The 15,660-nt window shown below is 43.2% G+C and carries 11 protein-coding genes and 3 pseudogenes; 2 read left to right on the top strand and 12 right to left on the bottom strand.

Features of this window, described 5'->3' with window-relative positions:
• Nucleotides 1-150: 150 nt before the first annotated feature.
• The 10 genes and pseudogenes from ACMZ6Z_RS04570 to ulaG form a co-directional block, all read right to left on the bottom strand.
• Nucleotides 151-252: pseudogene (locus ACMZ6Z_RS04570) on the bottom strand (IS630 family transposase); the annotation flags it as partial.
• A gap of 404 nt (nucleotides 253-656) precedes the next feature.
• Nucleotides 657-1,373, bottom strand: coding sequence for an L-ribulose-5-phosphate 4-epimerase (locus ACMZ6Z_RS04565; protein WP_416131423.1), 717 nt, complete (start codon nucleotides 1,371-1,373; stop codon nucleotides 657-659).
• A complete protein-coding gene (locus tag ACMZ6Z_RS04560; RefSeq protein ID WP_416131422.1) occupies nucleotides 1,373-2,236 on the bottom strand; it encodes an L-ribulose-5-phosphate 3-epimerase in 864 nt (287 codons plus the stop codon). The genes ACMZ6Z_RS04565 and ACMZ6Z_RS04560 overlap by 1 nt, the downstream gene beginning before the upstream one ends.
• 3 nt (nucleotides 2,237-2,239) lie before the next feature.
• The gene (locus ACMZ6Z_RS04555) at nucleotides 2,240-2,905 is read right to left on the bottom strand and encodes a 3-keto-L-gulonate-6-phosphate decarboxylase UlaD (protein ID WP_416131421.1); all 666 of its coding nucleotides are present in this window, start codon (nucleotides 2,903-2,905) and stop codon (nucleotides 2,240-2,242) included.
• Nucleotides 2,906-2,919: 14 nt separating this feature from the next.
• Nucleotides 2,920-3,405 carry a PTS sugar transporter subunit IIA gene (locus tag ACMZ6Z_RS04550; RefSeq protein ID WP_416131420.1) on the bottom strand — a complete coding sequence of 162 codons (486 nt, stop codon included), beginning with the start codon at nucleotides 3,403-3,405 and terminating at the stop codon, nucleotides 2,920-2,922.
• 83 nt (nucleotides 3,406-3,488) lie between these two features.
• Entirely contained in the window at nucleotides 3,489-3,767 is a 279-nt protein-coding gene (locus ACMZ6Z_RS04545) for a PTS sugar transporter subunit IIB (RefSeq protein WP_416131419.1), read from the bottom strand.
• A gap of 56 nt (nucleotides 3,768-3,823) precedes the next feature.
• Nucleotides 3,824-5,260 carry a PTS sugar transporter subunit IIC gene (locus ACMZ6Z_RS04540; protein ID WP_416131418.1) on the bottom strand — a complete coding sequence of 479 codons (1,437 nt, stop codon included), beginning with the start codon at nucleotides 5,258-5,260 and terminating at the stop codon, nucleotides 3,824-3,826.
• A gap of 337 nt (nucleotides 5,261-5,597) precedes the next feature.
• A pseudogene (locus ACMZ6Z_RS04535) lies at nucleotides 5,598-6,407 on the bottom strand (IS630 family transposase); the annotation flags it as partial.
• Nucleotides 6,408-6,470: 63 nt separating this feature from the next.
• On the bottom strand, nucleotides 6,471-8,492 hold the full coding sequence (gene tkt / locus ACMZ6Z_RS04530) for a transketolase (protein ID WP_416131417.1): 2,022 nt from the start codon (nucleotides 8,490-8,492) through the stop codon (nucleotides 6,471-6,473).
• An 81-nt stretch (nucleotides 8,493-8,573) separates the two neighbouring features.
• Nucleotides 8,574-9,665 (bottom strand): L-ascorbate 6-phosphate lactonase, encoded by a 1,092-nt coding sequence (ulaG, locus tag ACMZ6Z_RS04525; protein ID WP_416131416.1) that lies wholly within the window; start codon nucleotides 9,663-9,665, stop codon nucleotides 8,574-8,576.
• A gap of 136 nt (nucleotides 9,666-9,801) precedes the next feature.
• On the opposite strand from ulaG, the pseudogene ACMZ6Z_RS04520 reads away from it, so the two are divergent.
• Both ACMZ6Z_RS04520 and ACMZ6Z_RS04515 read left to right on the top strand, forming a co-directional pair.
• Nucleotides 9,802-10,182 (top strand): annotated as a pseudogene (locus ACMZ6Z_RS04520) (helix-turn-helix domain-containing protein); the annotation flags it as partial.
• Between the two features lie 133 nt (nucleotides 10,183-10,315).
• Nucleotides 10,316-12,034, top strand: coding sequence for a phospho-sugar mutase (locus tag ACMZ6Z_RS04515; RefSeq protein WP_416131415.1), 1,719 nt, complete (start codon nucleotides 10,316-10,318; stop codon nucleotides 12,032-12,034).
• A gap of 138 nt (nucleotides 12,035-12,172) precedes the next feature.
• Here ACMZ6Z_RS04515 and ACMZ6Z_RS04510 read toward each other — a convergent pair whose 3' ends face one another.
• Nucleotides 12,173-13,921 carry an ABC transporter ATP-binding protein gene (locus ACMZ6Z_RS04510; protein WP_416131414.1) on the bottom strand — a complete coding sequence of 583 codons (1,749 nt, stop codon included), beginning with the start codon at nucleotides 13,919-13,921 and terminating at the stop codon, nucleotides 12,173-12,175.
• Nucleotides 13,918-15,657, bottom strand: coding sequence for an ABC transporter ATP-binding protein (locus ACMZ6Z_RS04505; protein ID WP_416131413.1), 1,740 nt, complete (start codon nucleotides 15,655-15,657; stop codon nucleotides 13,918-13,920). The genes ACMZ6Z_RS04510 and ACMZ6Z_RS04505 overlap by 4 nt, the downstream gene beginning before the upstream one ends.
• Nucleotides 15,658-15,660 lie beyond the last annotated feature (3 nt).

Below are 15,660 nucleotides of genomic sequence, written 5' to 3'. Positions count from 1 at the left end.
TTCTAATAACAGTATACTTGAGGAGTGGGAGGATGACTAGATACCTCGTTATTGGGCGGTTACGCATTTCTTGAACAATCTAATGAAATTTTTCTGAAAAACGCCTTTTCTCCAATGTTAGAGCAGATAGGCGTTTTTTTATACGTATAGTTAATTGAGACAAGAGTAGGACAAAAGTGCCTCAAGAAAAGTATCGCAATTTGGCAGTACTTTTCTGAGGTGTTTTTTGATGTGAACCCATGTTTTCTCGATGGATTATATAGCAAAATGTACTATTTTTAGTTCATTTTAGTATATGTCCTGGGAAATAGAGCACTTTAGTTTATATGGAGGCCTGATTCAGTTTGTCTTGGCTTACCACCAGCCCCCTTTCTTGTTTCTAAGAGCGTTCCGTGGCTGGGACAAATGTCTAAACCTTAATGAAAAAAAACGAACAAATAAGAATTTCTGAAAATCCGATTCCTCTTTTATTCGTATTTTTTTGTCGTTGTTGTTTCGAAAGGGGTCGATGGTATGTGATTTTTGGAATTAAAAATCTTTTTGTCCCAGTCTCCTGTCTGCGACAAACGTCATCGTCCTAAAAAAGAAAGCACTGTAGCAAAGTTACTCAGCAGGTCATGCAAAAACCGAACCTCTTGTGAACTTCGGTTTTTTACTTAATGGCTATCACCTTTTTGACCATAGTAAGCATTTGGACCGTGTTTACGTAGGTAGTGCTTGTCCATGATGTACTGAGGAGCTGGTTCAACACGAAGGTTGATTTGCTCCGTGTAGCGGTTCATGCGAGCCACTTCTTCCAGCACCACGCTGTGGTAAACGGCTTGCGCTGGGTCTTTGCCCCAGGTGAATGGGCCGTGGTTGCGAACGACAATACCTGGTACCGCTACAGGGTTGATGCCACGACGGGCAAATTCTTCCACAATAACCGTTCCAGTTTCTTTTTCGTAGGCCGAATTAACTTCCTTCGCTGTCAAGGAGCGAGCGCATGGCACCGGACCGTAGAAATAATCCGCGTGTGTCGTGCCATAAAATGGAATGTCACGACCAGCCTGGGCCCAGCCCACCGCTTCGGTCGAGTGGGTGTGAACCACGGCTTGAACCTCTGGCCAAGCCTTGTAAAGGGCCACATGGGTCATGAGGTCAGACGATGGGTTGAGGTCGCCCTCAACCACGTTTCCGTCAAGGTCAGTCACCACCATGTTTTCAGGGGTCAGCTTGTCATAGTCAACACCTGAAGGCTTGATGACGATGCGTCCAAGCTCACGGCAAACCTCGGAGACATTGCCCCAAGTGAACTTAACCAGGCCATGCTCTGGTAAGGCGCAGTTGGCCTCATAGACCCGCTGGCGCATTTCTTGTAAATCTTTTGGCATTAGTTTAATCCTGCTTTCTCAATCAATGGGTAGAGGAAATCTTGGGCTTCCTTGATAGCTGCCTTGGTTTCTTCGACCGTTTCACAATTTTCAGACCACATTTCAATCAAGAATGGCCCTTGGTAGTTGGTTTTTTTGAGGACATCGAACATCTGCTCCCAATCCACGCAACCTTGCCCAAATGGCACATCACGGAACTGGCCTTTTGAAGTCTCCGTCACCGCATAAGTGTCTTTCAAGTGCAGGGCTGCAATCGACCGATGACCGAGGTAGAACTCGCTCCAGATGTCATTGTGCCAAGCCGACACGTTACCCGTATCAGGGTAGACAAAGAGGTAAGGCGAGTTGATTTCTTTCTCGATGGCCTGATATTTCTGGATGGAGTTGATGAAGGGGTCATCCATGATTTCGATGGCCAGCATGACTTGGGCTTGCTCGGCCCAATCACAGGACTTTCTGAGGTTTTTGATAAATCGCTCGCGCGTTTCAGGCGATTTTTCCTCGTAGTAAACATCATAGCCAGCCAGCTGAATGACCCGAACCCCCAGGTCCTGAGCCAGCTCAATGCATTTCTTCATGGCTGACAAGGCTTCTGCTTCCAACTCTGGATTAGCAGAGCCCAGCGGGAAACGACGGTGACCTGAGAAGCAGATGGTCGGAATGCGGACACCTGTCTCATAGATGGCCTTGACGATGTCCAGACGCTCTTCCTTGGTCCAATCCAGGCGGGCCCAACGGGCATCTGATTCATCCACCGACATTTCGACAAAGTCAAAACCTAGTTCCTTAGCAAATTGCAGGCGTTCCAACCAAGTAAAGTGCTTGGGCGTCGCTTTTTCATAAATACCAATAGGTCTTGCCATGCTTTACCCCCAAATGCGTTCAATTTCCGCCCTGAAGGCACGAGCTGCACTCGCTGGATCTGGTGCTTCAGTAATTCCACGTCCCGCGATAAAAGTAAAGACATCTACTCCTTCGAACAATTTAAGTGTATCTACATCTAAACCTCCTGTCACTGACACACGAAAGCCCATTTCAATCAATTTTTTAACCTTAGTTAAGTCCTTCTCGCCCCATGTTTCACCTGCCAGAAGGGCGTCACGAGACTGATGGTAAATGGCTTGAGAAATGCCTGCATCTAACCATTGTTGCGCATGATCATAGGTCCAATCCCCATAAAGCTCAACTTGGATTTCTCCCCTGTCTCCTCTGACTTCTTGGATAGCTTTAAGAGCTGCTTTCATGGTTGGAATAGTCGCAGAGCAAATGCAGGTCATCCAATCTGCTCCACGAACGGCATTGTTCTTCGCTATTGTACTACCTGCATCTGCACACTTGGTATCTGCCACGATGATTGTATCAGGGAAGAGGCTGCGTAAAACCTCAATCAATTCACTGCCAACTTGAAGTAAACAAACCGTTCCCGCTTCAATAACGTCTACTTCATGACCTACTGATACGGCTGCTCGAATAGCACCTTGTAAGTCAGAGTGATCTAAGGCAACTTGTAAATTTGGAATAGATTTTGTCATAATTTTTCCTCCTCTTATGCGTCTAAGTCAAAACCTTCTAGATAAGAACTACTTTTAGATTCGTCCACCATTGCCAAAACCTCTTCTGGACTCTGGCAAGCTACCAAACGCTCAATAGAATTGTCTAATTCAAATAGGGCGATGATTTGTGGAATGGCAACAGATGTATGAATCTTAGGATCTGTTGCAGCTAAAGTTAGCAAGACAGAAACTTCTTTCCCATCTGAGAAGGTGACTGGTTTTGTCAAGGTAATCAAAGCAAAGGAATCCTTCAACACCCCCACACCAGCTTGAGCATGCGGCATGGCCATCCCTGGCATTAGAATATAGTATGGGCCATACTCTTCCGTTGAAGCGATAATGGCATCATAGTATTCTTCGGTTGCAGCCCCACTGTCAATGAGTGGTTCTACAGCTAAGTGAACAGCTTCTTGCCAAGTTTCTGCGGTCAATCCTAGACGGATTGAATTATTTTCTGTAAATGAGCGAGTCAAATTCATTGACCGATTCTCCTTCTGTATATATATCCTGTTTTATGTTAAAAGGAAGGACTGGGAGGCTCTCCCAGCCCTTAAAAGTGTTCTTATAAGACGGCTTCTAATTTTGTCTTAATTTCATTATCATCCATCAAGTTATCAAGACCAACCAATTTTCCAGTGGTACGTCCTTCTAATTCCTTGATAAGATGGTTTGACGCAACAACAATATCGTAACCTGCAGCTTGACTTTTTGCCTCAGCAACTGAACATGAGGCAGATTGGATATCTGTAACCCCCAATTGACGGAGTGCATTTTCAACTTTCATCTTGATCACCATTGATGATCCCATGCCATTTCCACATGCTGTAAGAACTTTAACCATGATTATTTCCTCCAATGTTTATAAATTGTATTATGTAAAGTGTTTTGTTTTCTAAATTATTCTGCTTGCGCTTCACCACGATAGTAAGCTTCCTTGTCTTTTGCTTTCGCATATTGCAATTGAGGCAAGAGGAGTAAGAAGAGGCAAACCAAGACATAACCTGCAGTACCAATGAACTTGAAGAGGTAGCCAAACGGTAACCAAGGTAGAACCAAGTCAATATTACCGTGGTAACCACCCACCAAACCAAGAAGGGTGATGGCAACAGCTCCAAGGGCTACTTGTAAGATACCTGAGATAAAGGAGAGGATAACTGCTGCTTTCCAGCCTCCACGTTTGTCCGCATAAACTGCAATCGCTGCATTGTCAAAGAAGACAGGGACGAAACCAGTGATAATCAATACAGGGTTCTTAAAGATAACCAAGAGTGCGATGGTAATCAACTGACCGATAAGACCGAAAGCAAAACCTGAAAGGACTGCATTGGATGAACCAAAGCCATAAGATGCTGCAACGTCTACTGCGGGGAATGAACCTGGCAAGAGTTTTGATGAAATACCTTGGAAGGCATTGGTCAATTCTGCCACGAACATCCGAACACCCTGCATCAAGATGAAGAGATAAACGGAGAAGGTCAAAGAGGTTTGAAGAACATAGATGAAGAATGATTTAGCTGGAATATAAGCACCTGCACCAATCAATTCTGCGTTACTCATAATCTCTGGACCTAAGATGGTTAGGATGATACCAAAGAAGACAATCATCAATGTTGCAGAAGCAACCACTGTATCGTGGAAGATATTTAAGAACTTAGGCAACTTCAAGTTATCAAGGTTCTCTTCTTTATTACCAAAGAATGGCGCCACCTTGTCCACAAACCAGATAGCAAACTGTTGTTGGTGACCGATAGCAAATCCTCCACCACCTGTTAAGCGCTGTGTTGGCTCAACAGTCAAGTTGGAACTTATTGCCCAATAAAGACCACAGATGAGCCCCACTGCCAAGGCTGCAAATTTGCCTTGTAAGCTCGGAATCAAAATCAGAACAAAGACAGATATGGTCGCAGCCTGTTGGACCATGATGTGTCCTGTGATGAACAGTGTTCTAACCTTAGTTAGTTTCCGTAGAGCAACTAACAGGATGTTGACCCCGAAACCAATGATGAGGGCTGTTGTCGCTACATCAATATAGCCGATTTCAGTCAACTTTTCGTTAGCAGCAGCCAAACCGAAGTAAGGGTCTATAACAGCTGCCTCTAACTTGAACTTGGTTGCCAGAGCAACAAGGACGGGACGGAAAGTGGTAACCAAGCCACCTGCACCAACGTTTAGGATAAGGTATCCAACCGTTGCCTTAATGAAACCTGCAAACACTTCATGTGCTGGTTTCTTTAATAATAGATAGCCTACTAACACCAATAGGCCGACGAAGAATGCTGGGTTCTGCAAGATATTTTGCGAGAACCAATTTAGTATACTTTGAATTGCTTCCATGAGGTATACTCCTTATTTATTTTTATTACACTCTTATTATATAAGACATAGTGCTCAACAAAAAGACCAAAGAGCACACATAGAACTGTTCAAAATTGGTTCTATTCTGAAAAATAACCGAGTAGAGATTACATCTTAAAACATTCAATAAATTCCAAAAATATGACGAAACTAATATAGTTGTTCCACTTTAAAAATATGTTACAATAGGCTTATGACATATAGCCAAGATTTTAGACAACGTGCCTTATACTAATCAAAAATAGACATTTGGCTTCCATTGCCTATGAACAATCGCCTTCAATACAGACCAATGCAAGTCTTGAATGACTTCTTACAACTTATCAATAACATCTTCTAAGGTCTTAAAAGCCTTATTCTTAAAGCCGCGTTTCCGAATTTCAGTCCAGACTTGCTCAATGGGATTCATCTCTGAGGTATACGGTGGCATAAAGGCAAACTCGATGTTAGTTGGTATTTCTAATGCCCTAGATTTGTGCCAGATGGCACTGTCCATCACTAAGACAATATCATCATCAGGGTAGGCTAAAACCAGCTGCTTCAAGAACTTATTCATCCATGCCGTATGACAAGCGCCTGCGATAAGAAGGAATGACTCACCAGTATGGGCATCAACGGCACCATAACAATAACGGTATTCTCTGATATGGTGGCTGTGTACGACAGGACGAGTTCCTTTTGGTCCCAGCATTTCCCCAGTTTACTAATCCGCCCAAAGCCAGCTTCATCCTGATACATCAGTCTTGCTTTATAATAGCGACGACTGTGTTTGAAGTGCTTTGTTGCTGTCCTGAATATCGATTTTATTTTTTAACGCCAAAATCGTTTGAGCGTCTGCTTTCTTTGGATGTTCTGGACGTGGCATCACTTTACGCCAACCATGGCGCTTAAGAAGGGCATAGAAGGTTTGACGTGGGACTTCTTGACCAATTTTCTCTTGATAAGCTTCAAAGAGTAATGTCGTCATCACCATCTCACAAGAGTCTATGGAACTGTCTAAGATTTTCTTGAAAAATGCCTGTTCTTATTCCAGACTGAGATAACTGCGACGTCTTCCACCACGATTTTCTTTGACAACGGCAGCTAATCCTTCATTGAAATACTTATCGACCTGATTCTTTACTGTTTGAGGGACATAACCTACTACAGTTGACGAAGAGTTATTTTGTCCTGGTCTTGTTTCAATTGACTATACAATGGAAGTTGGATTGTTTTTTATTGAGACCTCGTTATTGGAGTCTGACAATTTTTTTACTTTCGCAATTACATTATCTACAGTAAATCCATAGTTGGCAATTACTTCTGCTGCTGGCGCTGAGGCCCCAAAGGTATCTATACCAAGCACATCCCCATCCAAACCGACATACTTATACCAACTTTGAGTAGCTCCCATCTCAATTGCCAGACGGCGACGAATGGCATTCGGCAAGATTGCTTCCTTATAAGTTGCGTCTTGTGCATCAAAGAGTTCTGTGGATGGTACAGAAACCACTCGAACTTTTACGCCCTGTACTTTTAATGCCTTAGCTGCCTGTACAGCTAAGTTCACCTCAGAACCAGATGCCAACAAAATGGTGTCAAAGTCTTTCACTTCATAAACGACATAGGCTCCTTTAGCAACCTTGTCAAAGTCTGTCCCCTCTTCCACTGTCAAGTTTTGACGAGTGAGCACGAGGGCTGATGGCGTAGATCGACTTGTTAAAGAGAGGTACCATGCTGCTTGGGTTTCTCGTGCATCTGCTGGACGGAAGACATTGAGGTTTGGCATAGCACGAAGACCTGCCAAATGTTCAATTGGCTCATGGGTAGGACCATCTTCACCAACCGCAATTGAGTCATGGGTAAAGACATAAGTAACTGGTAAACCTTGAAGAGCAGATAAACGAATAGCAGCCTTCAGATAATCTGAGAAGACAAAGAAGGTACCACCATAAACACGAAGACCTCCATGGGCTGCAAAGCCATTGAGAATAGTTCCCATCGCAAACTCACGCACACCAAACTGGATATTGCGGTTAAGGCGGTTCGCATCATCTTGAAGGCCATCTGACTTGATGTAAGTCATGTTTGAATGGGCCAAGTCCGCAGATCCACCGAGGAAGTTTGGTAAGATACCTGCTATAATATTCAACGCATCTTGCGAGGAGTTACGGGTAGCTTGTGAGAAGCCATTCTCAAGGGCTGGGAAGTCTTCTGGTTTGATTACAATAGGGTCTTGCCCTGCTGAGATAGCAGTGATTTCATCTGCCAATTCTGGGTAGGCTACTTTATAATCAGCTACTAGCTTGCTCCAAGCCTCGTAAGCCACTTGACCACGCTCTGCCACATTTTCTCTGAAGTCCGCATAGACTTCTTCTGGCACGTCAAATGGTGCATAATCCCAACCAAGATTACGACGTGTGGCATTTGTCTCATCTGCTCCAAGTGGCGCACCATGTGACGCATTAGAACCTGCTTTTGCTGGCGAACCATGGCCAATTACTGTCCTCACCTCAATGAGAGTCGGTTTGCCAACTACTTTTGCCTCCGCAATTGCTACTTTGATGGCTGATACATCAGTGCCATCTTCGACCAAGATGGTATGCCAGCCATACGTCTCGTAGCGCGCACGGACATCTTCAGTAAAAGCATCCTTCGTCTCACCATCCAAACAGATGTTATTGGAATCATAGAGAACGATAAGTTTTTCTAATTTTTGGAGTCCTGCATAAGATGCTGCTTCCGAAGACACACCCTCCATCAAATCACCATCGCCACAGATGACATAGGTGTAATGATCAAAGAGATTATAACCGTCTTTGTTATACTTGGCTGCCAAAAAACGCTCAGCTTGGGCGAAGCCAACAGCTGTTGAAATCCCTTGTCCTAAAGGCCCTGTTGTCGCATCCACACCTAGTGTATGACCATATTCTGGATGTCCGGGTGTCCTAGATCCCCATTGACGAAAGTTCTTCAATTCGTCAATAGAAACATCTGAAAAACCCGATAAGTGTAATAAAGCATAAAGTAACATGGATCCATGACCAGCTGACAAAATAAAGCGGTCGCGGTTAATCCAATTGGGCTCAGAAGGATTCACACATAGGTGCTGAGTAAAGAGGCTATAAGCCATGGGTGCAGCACCCATGACAATCCCCGGGTGACCCGACTTCGCTTTTTCAATAGCATCAATACCGAGGAATCGAATAGCGTTTACAGATAATTGAGACATATGATACTCCTTTATTAAATAATGAATACTGAGAATAACAGAAGCCATATAGCCCTAGGCCACATGGCTGTTTCACCGATACTATAGAAGGGCCTTAAATTGAATATTTGAATCTTCTAAAAAGCAATCATCAAACCCACGAGGGTGATGGTACTCAATTCTGTCCTTATCAAGTGGATAAGTATACTTACCACCAACTTCCCAAATAAAGGGATGGAAGTCATATTGGAGACGTTCTTTACGCATCTTCCAGAGTTCTAAAATTTCGTCTGTAGATGCCATAAAGTTAGACCAAATGTCGTAGTGAACAGGAATAATCACTTTAGCACGTAAGTTTTCAGCCATACGCAACAAATCAACCGAAGTCATCTTGTCTTGGATTCCTAGTGGATTTTCACCATAGTTATTCAAAGCCACATCAATCTTGAAGTCACGACCGTGCTTGGCAAAGTAGTTCGAGAAGTGTGAATCTGCACCGTGGTAAATCGTTCCGCCTGGTGTTTCAAAAACGTAGTTCACAGCCTTACGGGCCATTTCTTCATCTGTTACCGCAAGTCCAGCCAACTCACCATCTTGGGCATCTGCACCTTCTACTGGGAGTGTCACCAAGCAAGTACGGTCAAAGGATTCTACAGCAGTCACTTTCATATCTTTAAACTCAAAGCTATCCCCTGGTTTCACAATAATAATGCGCTCTTCTGGCACACCCCACTTCTTCCAAATCTCACCACATTCGTAAGGACCTACAAATTTCACATGGTTCAACTTAGGATTGTTAATGATTGCTGCTGCAGTATTGATATCAATGTGATCGCTATGGAAGTGTGATACCAGATAATAGTCTAATTCGTTGATAGCAAACGGATCAATGACCATTGGTTGGACGCGCAAGTTTGGTTGCAATTTGCGTACACCCGCCATGTTGGCCATTTGATGTCCGCGTACCATATCTTTCACCTTTTTGGTAGATTTACCACGAGCTGACCAAAGGTCCATGACAATATTTGCACCGCCAGGTGTTTTTACCCAGACACCGCAGTTTCCAAGCCACCACATGGCAAAGTTGCCTTCTGGCACTACTTCTTCTTCGATTTCTTCATTGAGCCATGTTCCCCACTCTGGGAAAGTGCTCAAGATCCAAGATTCTCTTGTAATGTCTTTCACATTAGCCATTGTACTTCCTCCTAGGAATTGTATTTTATTCACATATCTATTATAAGGGAGACTAAGTGAACAAAAAAGACCAAGTGTCACACATGACTGTGTGCAAAAATAGGCGGATTAAAAAATTAGACTTTCTGCGAAACATATGAATGACGAATCAAGCAAATCTCTAAACGATGTCCGATTTAAACGCCTAGTTGGTATTGAGCGCAAAACAGTTGAGAAAATGGGATTTATTTTGGAAATGGCTTACCAAACGAAGCATGCCAGAGGTGATAGAAAACCCAAGATGAGCCTGGAAGACCTGCTAATGGTTACCCTTCAGTATCTCAGAGAATACCGCACCTATGAACAGATTGCGGTTGATTTTGGCGTACACGAAAGTAACTTGATTCGCCGCAGTCATTGGGCAGAAGAGGTCTTGGTAAAAAATGGTTTTACAATTGGCAAAAACTCAATAAAATCGACAGACACCCTTCTGATTGATGCAACAGAGGTTCGAATACAGCGTCCCCAAAAAAGCAAAAGCTAAACTACTCTGGCAAAAAGAAGTAAAAAATAAGCTAAACCATGTTAATGACATGGTTTTTTTGGCGTAAACATGATATAATTGAAAGCGTTTAGAATAAGATTACAAATCGTTAAAAAGGAGTTTGTTTATGACTTATCAAGAAACTTATGCCAAATGGTTAGCCTGTGATCAATTACCAGATTACCTTCGTCAGGAATTGGAAAACATGGATGATAAGACCAAGGAGGACGCTTTTTATACCAATTTGGAATTTGGAACAGCAGGTATGCGTGGCTACATCGGTGCAGGGACTAATCGCATCAATATTTTTGTGGTTCGTCAAGCCACTCAAGGTTTAGCAAAACTTCTTGATTCTAAAGGAGATGAGGTTAAAAAACGTGGCGTTGCCATTGCTTATGACTCGCGTCACTTTTCTCCTGAGTTTGCTTTTGAGTCTGCTCAAGTCTTGGCGGCACATGGTATTAAAGCCTATGTCTTTGAAAGTCTCCGTCCCACCCCTGAGTTATCTTTTGCTGTCCGCCATCTCAAGGCTTCTGCAGGGATCATGATTACTGCCAGTCACAATCCCAAAGAGTTTAATGGCTACAAGGTTTATGGTGAGGACGGTGGTCAAATGCCCCCAGCTGATGCAGCTGCTCTAACTAACTATATTCGTGCTATTGATGATCCTTTTAGCATTGCTTTAGCTGATCGTGCTCAAGCAGAAAAAGACGGTCTGATTGAGGTTATCGGTCAAGCCATTGATGAGGAATACCTCAAGGAAGTTAAAAAGGTCAATATCAATCATGACTTAATCAAGACATTTGGTCGTGATATGACAATCGTCTACACACCTTTGCATGGTACAGGTGAAATGCTGACACGTAAAGCCCTTGCTCAAGCTGGCTTTGCAGCTGTTGAGGTGGTTGAAAGCCAGGCAACTGCTGACCCGAATTTTTCAACAGTAGCCTCACCAAATCCTGAAAGCCAAGCAGCCTTTGCCCTAGCTGAGGAACTCGGGTGTCAGGTTGAAGCTGATGTGCTTTTAGCCACTGATCCAGACGCAGACCGTGTCGGCGTTGAAATTCGTCAGGCTGATGGCTCTTATTGGAACTTATCTGGCAATCAAATCGGTGCCTTGCTGGCCAAATATATCCTTGAAGCACACAAACAAGCTGGGACACTTCCTGAAAATGCTGCCCTTGCTAAATCCATCGTCTCAACAGAATTAGTCACTAAAATTGCTGAGAGTTACGGTGCTACGATGTTTAATGTATTGACCGGTTTCAAATTCATTGCAGAAAAAATTCAAGAATTTGAAGACACCAACAATCACACCTACATGTTTGGCTTTGAAGAAAGCTTTGGTTACTTGATTAAACCCTTTGTTCGTGACAAAGATGCTATCCAAGCAGTGCTTTTAGTGGCTGAAATCGCTGCCTACTATCGCTCTCGTGGTCTAACTCTAGCTGATGGTATTGATGACATTTATCAAGAATACGGTTATTTTGCTGAAAAAACCATTTCACTAACCCTATCAGGAAAAGATGGGGCTGAGCAGATTAAGGCGATCATGTCTAAATTCCGTGACAATGCGCCAGAGACATTCAATAATACTGAGATTACAGTCTTTGAAGATTTTGCTAAACAATGCCAAATAGATGCCAAAGGACAGGTCACAGCATTAACTACTCCTCCAAGTGATGTCTTAAAATACACCTTGGCTGATGGGTCCTGGTTTGCGGTTCGCCCTTCTGGAACAGAACCAAAAATCAAGTTCTACATCGCAACCGTTGGGCAGACCCTTGAGGAAGTCAATGATAAAATCGCGACCATAGAGTCAGAAATCAATGCCTTTGTCAAATAATACTCAAGAAAAAGCAGTTAATAAAAATGAGACAAAAAGCTATATCCTTACGCTACTCTTAGACAGAGTTGCTCCGAGATCTTGATTAAGTATAAACAGCAAAGAGGCGGGATTATCCCGCCTCTTTGCGTGTCTTTATTATTTTGTTGAGTCTTGAAGATGATAAGCTTCCTGCATTTGGTGATAGATGCCTTTTTGAGTCATTAACTGCTGATGATTGCCTTGTTCGACAATATCGCCATCAACCATGACAAGAATCAAATCAGCTTTTTGAATGGTTGATAGACGATGGGCAATGATAAAACTGGTCTTACCTGCCATTAAACGATCAAAAGCCTCTTGTACCAATCTTTCTGTTCTGGTATCAATGGCTGAGGTAGCTTCATCTAAAATCACTAATTTAGGATTTTTTAAGAAAACACGAGCAATGGTTAGCAACTGCTTTTGCCCTTGTGATAAGGTTGTTCCTCCTTCTGTCAAATGGCTATCATAGCCATTAGGAAGCTGCTCAATAAAGAAATGAGCATTGGCAGCCTTTGCTGCTGCCACAACATCTTCTCGCGAAGCAGTTGGATTGCCATAAGCAATGTTATCATGGATAGTTGCTGATTTTAGCCAGGTATCTTGAAGAACCATACCTATCTGATCCCTTAATGCTTGCCGTGGCAGATCAGTGATCGAGACATCATCAATCCTGATTTCTCCTTGATCAAGCTCATAAAAACGCATCAGCAGGTTGATAAGAGTCGACTTTCCAGCTCCTGTAGGCCCTACGATGGCGACATGACTTCCTGCCTCTATACGAAGCGTCAAGTCCTTTATTAAGGGCTTTTTTCGATCATAACCAAAGAAAACATGGTCAAAAGTCACTTGACCTACAAAGGGGTTGGAAAGAGTATCTTGGCTCTTATCAGCCTCAGCAGGAAGGTCTAAGATTGCATAGAGGCGTTCAGCACAGGCGAGAGAACTCTGTAATTCAGACATGACTGAGGAAATATCATTGAAGGGCTTGGTATAATGATTGACGTAGTTTAAAAAAGTCACTAGCTGCCCAACCGTCATCGCACCACTTATCACACGAAGAGTCCCTACTCCTGTCAGTATGGCATAAATCAAGGCATTGACAAATCGCGTGGCAGGATTGACTGTTGAAGCATAAAAAACAGCTTTTTGAGACGCCTTGGCATAGTTATGATTGAGCTTTTTGAAAGTTTGGGTCATTTGTTTTTGAGCATTGAAAGCTTGTATTAAGCTTGCTTGCTGGAAGACTTCTTCTACAAATTGGGTCTTAGCGCCTCTGGTCTTGGTTTGTTCTTGGAAAAAAGCGTAACTTTTTTTCGCGATAAAGCGAGCAAGGAAAAGCGATAAGGGGGTTAGTAGCAATACCATGCTCAGCATGAGGAGATCCAGTCTTGCCATTGTCCCTATCGTAACCAAGATACTTAGGATGCCACCTAAAAACTGATTGAAACCCATGAGCAAGCCATTGGTCAGCTGATCGCAATCAGCAGTCATACGACTTACCAAATCACCAGTTCCTAGACGCTCAATGACAGCTATAGGGAGGCGGTTGAGATGAGCATTGACCCTCTCTCTTAAGTCAGTAAGGTAAGAAAAGGTCAAGCGATTGGTCAAAAGGGGGGTGATCCACTGAGCCAAAGCATTTAAAGCGATAATAAGCATCATCTTCACTAAAATAGGAGGCATGATAGTCAAGCGTTCTGGACTCAGGCTAGCATCAACTGCTTGCCCAATTAAGATGGGAAGGTAAGCTGTGAGTCCTACTTCCAGTATCGTGCCCACCACTATCAATAGCAAAAGCCATCGGTAGCTCAAGAGGTCAAAAAGGAATCGTTGACGGAGGGTTCTGTCTTTTGGGGTGATCATTTGGCCTCCTGACTTTCTTGTGATTGGTGAATCTCACGGTAAAGTGAGCATGTTTTAAGGAGTTCTTGATGACCACCTTGTGCCACCAATCGTCCCTGATCTAACACTAAAATCTTGTCCAGATTTTTTAAACTTCTGGTGCGCTGGGAGACCATAATCAGTTGTCCTTGAGTGGCTTTTCGCTCTTTGTGGAGTGCTGCCAATAGACGGCTTTCAGTCAAAAAATCAAGGGCAGAGCTGGCATCATCCAAGATTAAAAAAGGGGCTTTTTTGATCAAAGCACGAGCGATGGTTAATCGCTGGCGCTGTCCACCTGAAAAAGAAGTGCCAAAAGCTTCAACGCTAGCATCTATTTGCCCTTCTTTAGCCTCAACAAAATCCTTGGCTTGGGCAATGCTTAGAGCTTTCTTGTAGTCTTGATCACTATAGACAAGGTCACTCCCCAAGGTCAAATTACTACGAATCGTCCCTTGAAATAATCTGGCTCTTTGAGGCACAAGTGCCACCCACTCTCGCCATTCTACGACATGCTGAGGCAGGCGTCCCTGATGGTAAATGGCTATCTGACCAGATTGGGCTGGATAGAGATGGGCTAATAAATGAACCAGGGTTGATTTTCCAGAGCCTGTCCCACCAATAATGCCTAAGGATTGTCCTTTTTTTAGACTAAATGAAATGTCTTCTAAGGCTGGTTTAGCGGCAGTTGGATAGGTAAAGGTGAGATTATCTACTAGAATAGCCAGATCATCACCATCTTCCTGATAAGCTGTCGGATTCATCTCTTCTAATCCTTGGCTAGGTTTCTCCAATATGCCCTGTACCCGCTCGGCGCTGATTCTGCTTTGATTAAGGGAGCGAATCAACATGGTCATCTTGAATAATTCCACCAAAATTTGCAAGAGGTAGTTGATTAAAGCGACCATCATTCCTTGGCTTAGAAGGTGATTTTCAATAAGACTATTGTCCTGCCAAATGATCGTTATTAAGGTCAGATTCACAATGATCATCGTTAAGGGAGAAGCCAGGCTAGACAGGTAACTTGCCGATAATTGGATGTGACCATAAGCCTTATTCTCATCTTGAAATTCCTTAATTTCAGCAGAGGTTTGCCCAAAATCCCTGATAACCCTAACCCCCTCTAACTGCTCTCTCACCACTTGCACCAAACGATCAGTAGACTGCTGTACCTTGTTGTAGATGGGACTCAGTAAACGACTGATGATCATAATAACCGTGACAAGGGCTAAAACCATAACCACAAAAAAAGAGGCCAAGCGTGGACTGATGGTAAAAGCCATTAACATTGCCCCGAAAACGATAAAAGGGGAGCGTAAAAAGAGTCTTAGAAACTGATTGATTCCTGTTTGAATCTGATAAGTATCACTCATTACACGTGTGATCAAACTAGACGTTCCTATCTTATCATGCTCTTCTTTGGGTAAGCCTATGATTTTGTCAAATAAGGCATCCGATAAGGCTTGGGTGTAACCTATAGCAGCCTTGGATGAAACATATTGTGCTATGATAGCAACCACTACTCCCACTATGGCAAGCCCAAATAACAGAAAAACCATCTGAAAGAGATGATTTTGATGGTTTTGTAGCATCCTTTGATCAATGATTCTAGCCACAATTAATGGAACCAATAACTCAAAACAAGCTTCTAACAACTTAAACAGTGGCCCAAGAATCGTCTCTGTGATGTATCCCTTAAAATAATGTCCTAATGCTCTCATCAA

This window comes from Streptococcus pluranimalium, from assembly GCF_047785705.1.
GTDB lineage: Bacteria > Bacillota > Bacilli > Lactobacillales > Streptococcaceae > Streptococcus > Streptococcus pluranimalium_A.
Note: the sequence above shows the minus strand (reverse complement) of the source record. Positions and strands in the feature narration are given on the sequence as shown.

Coding starts and splice junctions, on each gene's coding strand:
- ACMZ6Z_RS04565 (WP_416131423.1), bottom strand. CDS start 1,373: ATGCCAAAAGATTTACAAGAAATGCGCCAGCGGGTCTATGAGGCCAAC.
- ACMZ6Z_RS04560 (WP_416131422.1), bottom strand. CDS start 2,236: ATGGCAAGACCTATTGGTATTTATGAAAAAGCGACGCCCAAGCACTTT.
- ACMZ6Z_RS04555 (WP_416131421.1), bottom strand. CDS start 2,905: ATGACAAAATCTATTCCAAATTTACAAGTTGCCTTAGATCACTCTGAC.
- ACMZ6Z_RS04550 (WP_416131420.1), bottom strand. CDS start 3,405: ATGAATTTGACTCGCTCATTTACAGAAAATAATTCAATCCGTCTAGGA.
- ACMZ6Z_RS04545 (WP_416131419.1), bottom strand. CDS start 3,767: ATGGTTAAAGTTCTTACAGCATGTGGAAATGGCATGGGATCATCAATG.
- ACMZ6Z_RS04540 (WP_416131418.1), bottom strand. CDS start 5,260: ATGGAAGCAATTCAAAGTATACTAAATTGGTTCTCGCAAAATATCTTG.
- tkt (WP_416131417.1), bottom strand. CDS start 8,492: ATGTCTCAATTATCTGTAAACGCTATTCGATTCCTCGGTATTGATGCT.
- ulaG (WP_416131416.1), bottom strand. CDS start 9,665: ATGGCTAATGTGAAAGACATTACAAGAGAATCTTGGATCTTGAGCACT.
- ACMZ6Z_RS04515 (WP_416131415.1), top strand. CDS start 10,316: ATGACTTATCAAGAAACTTATGCCAAATGGTTAGCCTGTGATCAATTA.
- ACMZ6Z_RS04510 (WP_416131414.1), bottom strand. CDS start 13,921: ATGATCACCCCAAAAGACAGAACCCTCCGTCAACGATTCCTTTTTGAC.
- ACMZ6Z_RS04505 (WP_416131413.1), bottom strand. CDS start 15,657: ATGAGAGCATTAGGACATTATTTTAAGGGATACATCACAGAGACGATT.